This is a genomic window from Acidithiobacillus sp. TH-A36 (assembly GCF_057473445.1).
In genome coordinates this window covers 1-7482 of the sequence record NZ_JBYCKP010000078.1, presented here as the reverse complement: position 1 = coordinate 7482, position 7482 = coordinate 1, and the positions used below count along the sequence as shown (strand labels likewise).

At 51.9% G+C, this 7482-nt stretch carries 6 protein-coding genes; 1 reads left to right on the top strand and 5 read right to left on the bottom strand.

Annotated features, from left to right (window positions below; all coding sequences use genetic code 11):
- Nucleotides 1–725, bottom strand: a 725-nt coding sequence (locus AC2VLY_RS01965; RefSeq protein WP_486892069.1) for a penicillin-binding protein 2, incomplete at its 3' end; no start/stop codon positions are given.
- A 201-nt stretch (nt 726–926) separates the two neighbouring features.
- Between AC2VLY_RS01965 and AC2VLY_RS01960 the strand changes: the two genes are divergently transcribed.
- Nucleotides 927–2618, top strand: coding sequence for an ArnT family glycosyltransferase (locus AC2VLY_RS01960; RefSeq protein WP_486892068.1), 1692 nt, complete (start codon nt 927–929; stop codon nt 2616–2618).
- Here the strand turns inward: AC2VLY_RS01960 and AC2VLY_RS01955 are convergent.
- The 4 genes from AC2VLY_RS01955 to ligA form a co-directional block, all read right to left on the bottom strand.
- Nucleotides 2569–3966: an MFS transporter gene (locus tag AC2VLY_RS01955; protein WP_486921691.1), complete on the bottom strand. Its 1398-nt coding sequence runs from the start codon at nt 3964–3966 to the stop codon at nt 2569–2571. The genes AC2VLY_RS01960 and AC2VLY_RS01955 overlap by 50 nt on opposite strands.
- 33 nt (nt 3967–3999) lie before the next feature.
- A complete protein-coding gene (locus tag AC2VLY_RS01950; protein ID WP_486921690.1) occupies nt 4000–4626 on the bottom strand; it encodes a DUF2459 domain-containing protein in 627 nt (208 codons plus the stop codon).
- 52 nt (nt 4627–4678) lie between these two features.
- Nucleotides 4679–5278: an OmpA family protein gene (locus AC2VLY_RS01945; RefSeq protein WP_227485433.1), complete on the bottom strand. Its 600-nt coding sequence runs from the start codon at nt 5276–5278 to the stop codon at nt 4679–4681.
- 70 nt (nt 5279–5348) lie between these two features.
- The gene (gene ligA / locus AC2VLY_RS01940; RefSeq protein WP_486892070.1) at nt 5349–7328 is read right to left on the bottom strand and encodes an NAD-dependent DNA ligase LigA; all 1980 of its coding nucleotides are present in this window, start codon (nt 7326–7328) and stop codon (nt 5349–5351) included.
- Nucleotides 7329–7482 lie beyond the last annotated feature (154 nt).

Here is a 7482-nt window from a genome sequence, read left to right as displayed (position 1 = left end):
TTGGCGTGAAAATGATGCAGTGAGCGGGTCAGGGTAATATAGGCCCAATATTGAATCTGGGGATTAATGGTGAGCTGCAGGGGATGACCAAAATGCGAGAGTTTTTGCACTTTGGCCACGTGCACTATCTGGCCATGTCCATCCACCAGTGCCAGTTCCTTTCCGGGATGCGCCCTGAGCCAGGTGTTGTAACCACGCTCCAAACCTGCAGAACCCTGATGAGCCTGATCCACCAACCCCAGCAGGGGTGTTGTCACCGCGCCCATAGGATAATAACTGCGGCTGGTATCCTGCACATAAATGCCCGGCACCTGCAGTTTTTGTAGAGCAGTTCCGAACTCCGGAGCAATCTGACGTTCAATGTAGGCATAATCTGCTCCCCCACTGGCCACTCGACGGGCAAAACTGGCTTCGGAGAGATGCAGGGCATGACTGAGTGCTGCCCATTGGTCGTGGTGTTTATCCAGAATGGCAGGGTCCGCCCAGATGGTGACCGCATGAACATTCACCGCCAGAGGTTCACCATTACGGGCCGTGATGATTCCCCGACTGGCTGGCAGGGAAATAGCGCGTAAATAACGCATTTGGCCCTGCTGGCGCAGAGTGGACTGGTCCAGAATCTGCAGATAGATATCGCGAAGCAACATAACTGCAAAAGTCAGCAAGAGGACGATGATGACCAGACGCGCCCGTCCTGCGGGCAGGAATTTTACGGGTCTATCCATTGACAATACGGTTCAATAACAACAAATAGTTCTACCTGAAGCATTGGAGCAGTTGGTCGGTGTATAAGCCTAATATGATATGTAGACAATACAAAAGTTCCCGGCAACCCGCTTTGCTGTAAGCCATGGAGGATCAGGACCATATTTTTGATATGATAAGCGCCGCACTGCTGACCCCTACCATGGAGACCGCCCGCTGATATGGCCTTCAACAAAACCCTTAGTCTGTCCCGTTTTTATTTTTTATGCGGCCTGTTGTTTCTGGGTGCTTTTATCCTCTTTGCCTACCACAGTGGCAGCGGCAGCCTCTGGGATATTGATGAGCCCAATAATGCTCAGGCGCTCAAGGAAATGTTTGCTCAGCATAATTTTGTGGTTCCCCTGTTCAACGGGACCCTGCGCGTTGCCAAACCCGCTCTGAATTACTGGCTCATGTGGGGTGGTGTGGAAGTGTTCGGAATGAACAGCTGGGGTTTGCGTATGGGTTCGGTGTTGGTGGGGGCGCTGTTTGTCCTGTACCTGACTGTCTCCACACGGCGCCTGATAGGCAGCGGCCCCGCTTTGCTGACGGGCCTGGTGGCCGCCACTATCTTGCATAGCCAGATCATTTTCCGGGCAGCGGTACCGGACCCCTTGTTGATTTTATTTGTCAGCATGAGTCTGATCAGCTATTTGCACGCCTATCAATTCCCGGAGACACGCAGCTTCAATATTTTACTCAGTTATGCCGCCATGGCCCTGGCCACTGTGGATGAAGGACCGATAGGCTTCCTGATTCCGGGGCTGATTATTGTGGTTTTTTTATTGTTGCGCGGTAATCTCCCCTATTTATGGAAAGAAGGGCGTCTGCAGTGGGGCTTACCTTTATTTTTACTGATCGGCCTGCCCTGGTACGTTGCCGTGGGGGTAGAAAGCCACTGGAGATGGGATATGGGTTTTCTTTTGCGGGCCAATATCAGCCGTTACAATGCTGAAATGCAGGGGCATCAGGGGCCGTTTTTTTACTACCTGCTGACCATTCCCCCCGCCCTGCTCCCATGGTCAGTATTTCTCCCTCAGGCACTGCGGCCTCTGTGGCACAAACGCAAGCAACTGATCCAGCAATATCCTGTGGATACCTTTTTGCTCAGCTGGCTATTGGTGTGGGTCATTTTTTTCAGTATTTCCGCCACCAAACTGCCCAATTATGTCTGGGAAGCCTATCCACCCCTGTTTATTTTTCTCGGAAGACGCCTTTACCAGGCCCTGTCCGGGGAAATGCCCTTTCACCGCCGGGGATTATATATGTCCTTGTCCGTGCTTTTCAGCGTCGGGGCGGCACTGGTCTATGCCGGCGCTATAATCGTGCCGGCAAAAATTCCTCCTCTGGGCTCGCTTTATTACCTGGGCTTACCCTATGCCCTGTCTGCGGTCCTTGCCGCGCTTTGGGTATGGAAAGACCAAGTTGGACGCTGGTTGATCACTCTGACCGCCGGGGCCGCCGCCTTGACTTTCGCGCTGATGACCTACACCGAGCCGGCATTGAATATTTTGAAGCCTTCTTACTTCATGGGCGAAAAAATCCGTCAGTATCAAGGCGACAACCCCTACAGTATTGCCGCCTGGCATTGGTTCCAGCCCAATTTTCTGTTTTATGCCGGGCGTGGCAACATGATTTTGCACCAGCCCAAGCATATGGCGGAATTACAAAACATTCTGCGCCATAACCCCAGTCCCCTTTATCTGGTCTTACCCAGTCGGGATGTTCCTGACATGCGCAGAAGCCTGCCGGATAATCTCCATATCCAACGCATTTATGTCAGTTATGAATTGTATAATCACGAAAATCTGACCTTGTTACGCATCAGCCTGCAATCTGCTGTTTCCCTTCAGCACCAGACCCCTCCGGGTTAATCTCAGGATTTGGTCCGTCCGAAGCGGAAAACGTCCGCTCAACCAGATTTTCCTCGCCTGCTACCTTTTCCAGATTCTGGCGGGCGGGCTCAGGCAATAAAAAAGTCAGGGCCAATCCCGTCATACTGAATAAAAAAGTGAGCAGAAGGGTGTTTTCTATGCCCATCGCCTGGAGCAGAATGGGAAATAAAAACACCCCGATAAATGCGCCTACCTTGGCTGTCCCTGCGGAAACACCAGCGGCTGTAGTCCGTAAATGAGCAGGATAAATTTCTGAAGCCAGGACAAATGTAGTGGTATTCGGGCCAAATTCTGCGAAAAAATAACTGATGGCATACAAGGCAATAAACAGAGCAAATGCCCCGGCTATATCAGGAATCACGCCAATGGCGAGAAAAGCCATACCCATGCAAAAAAAACCGATCAATTGCAGACGGCGATGACCAATACGGTCCAGAGTAAATGCCGCAAGAAAATATCCTGGCACTGCAGCAATTGCAAAAACAATCCAGCTCCAGGCAATATTGGCCATCAGCCCACCATGTGGGGCCAGCGCATGCATAATCATGGGCGTCGAAATAGTATTCCCATAATAGGCATAATCAAAAGCAAACCAGGCCCCAGCCGTACCCAACAAATATCGCCAGTAATGTCTCAGTGGCTTTGCAGAGGTAACCGATGAATCCGCGTGGTTGGGGGCTTTTGTGGCCCGATTCAGCCAACGCGGTGATTCCGGCATGCTGCGTCGCATCCAGTATGCACCAAGCGCAGGAAACGCCCCCAGTCCCAGCATGATGCGCCAGGCCAGGTCATGGTCAATTTGTGCGGCCAACAATGCCAGGGCAATACCAGGGCCAATCAAAACCCCCAAAGCCTGAAAGGAAAAAGTCAGACCCACCAGCAATCCGCGATTATCCCGATTGGCATATTCGCTCATGATCACTGAAGACAAAGGATAATCTCCACCTACCCCCAGCCCCAGAATAAAACGAAAGATAATCAATGTGGTAATATCATTGGCGCAGGCAGATCCGAGTGCGCCGAGCACCATCAACAGGGCTTCGATACCGTATATTTTGCGGCGCCCATAAATATCTGCAATTCTACCAAACAGATACGCCCCAAATAGTACGGCAAGCAAAGAAATGGAGCCAATCAGCCCCATCATCAGGGCATCAGGATGCCATTCCTGACGAATCAGTGCCAAGGCGTATCCAATGATAAATAAATCGTAGGCTGCCGAAAAAAATCCCAGTCCGGCAGTTAACATGGTTTTTAAGTGAAAAAGCCCGAGAGTGGCGTCATTCAGCGCGGCAATGGACGAAACAGATGTATTTGCTGATTTCATATACCCCGACGGACGTATTTGGGCGGAACAGCGCTATTTACAGACCGGCAATGTTTTCAGCTGGCTGAGCACCTGCCCCGCGAAAATTACCCCCGCCGGATGCACCGGATAACCCGCCGTTTTCAGAGCGGTTACGGTCCAGGTATTGCAGGTATGAAAAGCATCATACGTACCCGGCGAGGCAAAAAATTTGCTGCGAGGATAAGGCCCGGCCCCAACAACTGTCAACCCGTCTGTATGGTTTACAGTCAGAAAGGCAGCTATATAATTATCCAGTCTGTGCAGATTTTCCGGAGTGACCGGTAACCACCGGACTTTAACACCCGGCAGATCGCTTGCTGCACTCAGATTTTCCACGGCTCTGATCAGCATCACGCTATGCGAAGGCAACAGGGCGCTGATTCCCTCCCAGACACTGGGGTTTTCGGCCATATAGTAGCGCCGGTTACCCCATCCAAAAATCCAGTCATGAGGCTTGACCCGAAAATACTGCGGTACAAACTTTAAGTCACCCTGCATTTCATCAGCAGGAATGATCAATCCGGTATGCCAGCCTATATCAATAACTCCAACCTCAGCTCTGTCCCTGTTACACTCTGCTGTAGCCGCATGGCTGGAAACTGGCGGTAAGGCTGCACAACCGGTCAGGAAGGCCATCATGCCGATCTCCAGAAAAACTGGTCGCCAAGCGCTCACGCGTCTGCCAGTACCACTAGTTGGAGTCTGATAACATGGCATGATAGACAAAATCCACGCGCCGGTTGCGCTTCCAGCACTTGGGATCATTGGCGTAACACAGCAGATTGTCCTTACCAAAGGAAACCATCTGAATTCTGCTGGCAGATACCCCATCAGCCTCCAGCAGGCGCGCCACGGATTCTGCCCGGCGATTTCCCAGGGCCAGATTGTATTCCTGGGTGCCACGTTGGTCGCAGTTACCTTCCAGGCGTACGTTTACATGGGGGAATTTTAATAAAAACCGGGCATTATCCAGGGCAATACGACGACCGTGGACATTGACCTGACTACTGTTCGTAGCAAAATGAACGCGCAGATGCGTGGGTAAGGCGGCCAGTTCAGCGTCAGACAAATACTTGTTCCGCCCCCCGAGGGGACCATTAATATCCTCACTCTGTACGCCTGGAGCCGCATAACGCTGGGTAGGTGGCTGGGTTATAACATGGGAAGGCACAGGTATGTGGGCGACCGGATGGGGTGAGACTTCCTGCGCGCATCCTGTCAAAAGCAAGGAAGCAGGCAATAGCATCCATAGCATATGCATAATGGGCAGGCGGACACGGAAACGTGGCATTTTTTCTCTCCTTGTGGCAATAGCCCTTGTGACCGCTGCCGCGCCGCTAAGTTTCAAATCACATGTACAGTCAGGGATCATCCTCCAGCAAAGCCAGCAACTGCGCTTCATCCAGTGTCGCAATGCCTAACTTGGCAGCTTTTTCTGCCTTACTGCCCGCATCCGCACCCAACACCACATAATCGGTTTTCGCAGAAACCGAACTACTGACCTTCGCTCCCGTCGACTCAATAGCTGCCTTGGCTTCCTCCCGACTCATGTGCGGGAGAGTTCCTGTCAGAACAAATATGCGCCCAGCCAAATGTCCAGAGCTTTTGGGCGCGACCTTCTCCCAGTGCAGGCCTGCAGTGCGCAAGGCCGTAATCACTTCCTGATTATGGGATTGCGCAAAAAAATGCTGGACGGACTCGGCGACAATAGGCCCTACATCCGGAATATTCTGCAGTTGTGCCTCATCTGCCGCCATCAGCGGATCAATATCGCCAAAGTGCTCAGCCAGTGATTTGGCTGTCGTTTCACCGACCTGACGAATACCCAGGGCATACAAAAAGCGCCAAAGTTGGGTTTGCCGGGAGGCAGCAATTTCGGCGAGCAGATTTTGTGCGGATTTACGGGCCATACGCTCCAGACCACACAATACGTCTTCATTGAGGGAATAAATGTCGGCCACCGTTTTGACCAGTTCACGCTCTACCAGTTGGGTAATCAGTTTTTCACCCAGACCACGAATATCCATGGCTTTGCGTGAAGCGAAATGACTGATAGCACCCATTCTTTGCGCCGGGCAATAAATACCTCCCATGCAACGATGCGCGGCTTCGTTACTGAGGCGCATCACTTCCGATCCGCAGATTGGACAATGATCAGGCATCTGCCAGGGCTGCGTATGCTCCGGTCTGGCTTCAAGGATGACCATGACCACTTCAGGAATTACATCACCCGCCCGTCGCACCAACACCGTATCGCCTACCCGGATATCCTTACGATCTACTTCATCCTGATTATGCAAGCTGGCGCGACTGACGGTCACGCCACCCACCTGCACGGGCCGCAATTGGGCAACTGGGGTAATCACACCGGTGCGTCCCACCGAAGCCAGAATGTCCTCAACCACGGTTTTTTCCTCATGCGCCGGGAATTTATAGGCAATAGCCCAGCGCGGCGCGCGCGCTGTGAAGCCCAGGCGCTGCCGTTCATCCAGATTATTCACCTTGAACACCAGGCCATCTATTTCAAAGGGCATGTGTTCACGTAAATTCTGCATTTGTGAATAATACATCTTACAATCATTAAGATGATCCATTTTATTCAAGTAAGAAGTTACTTCAAATCCCCAGCCAGCAAGTTGATGTAACACTTCAAGATGAGTTTCTGCAAAGGGCGCACTCAGCTCCCCCCAGCCCCAGGGGAAAAAAGCAAGAGGCCTTTGCGCTGTGATTTGTGAATCCAGTTGCCGCAAGCTCCCTGCCGCTGCATTGCGGGGATTGGCAAACGGGTTTTCATCATTCCGTAAACGTTCTGCATTCAAACGCTCAAAAGCCGCCACGGGAATGACTACCTCGCCGCGCACTTCAAGAATATCCGGCCAACCTGTTCCCTGAAGTTGCAAAGGCACATTGCGAATACTACGCACATTACTTGTTACATCTTCGCCTGTGTGACCATCTCCCCGGGTGCCAGCCTGCAGTAATTGTCCGTTTTCATAGCGGATGTTGACCGAAAGACCATCAAATTTGGGTTCGGCGCTCAAACTGACCTGCTCGCGTCCCAGACCCTTGTGGACTCTCGCCAACCAGTCTGCAAAACCCGCATCGTCAAACACATTGTCCAGAGATGTCATGGGCACACGATAATGTATTTCGGCAAAATTGCTGAGGGGTACCGCACCTACCCTTTGCGTCGGCGAGTCAGCACTACGCCACTGTGGATAGCGATTTTCGAGTGCCTGAAGTTCCCGCAGGAGCGCATCATATTCCGGATCACTGAGCGTCGGCGCATCTTTCTGGTAGTAGGCGGCATTCGCTTCACTCAGTTGCGCGCGTAACTGCATAATCCTCTGCAGGTCCCTGTCATTGGCTGATGCCACTCATTACTCCTTTGCTGAAATTCAGGCGTGGATAATTTTTGGGCGGCGTATCCCGAATGCCCTTTCTGGTATATTTTTGCAGATAATTGAACTACCAACCAGAAGGAGAATGTATGGC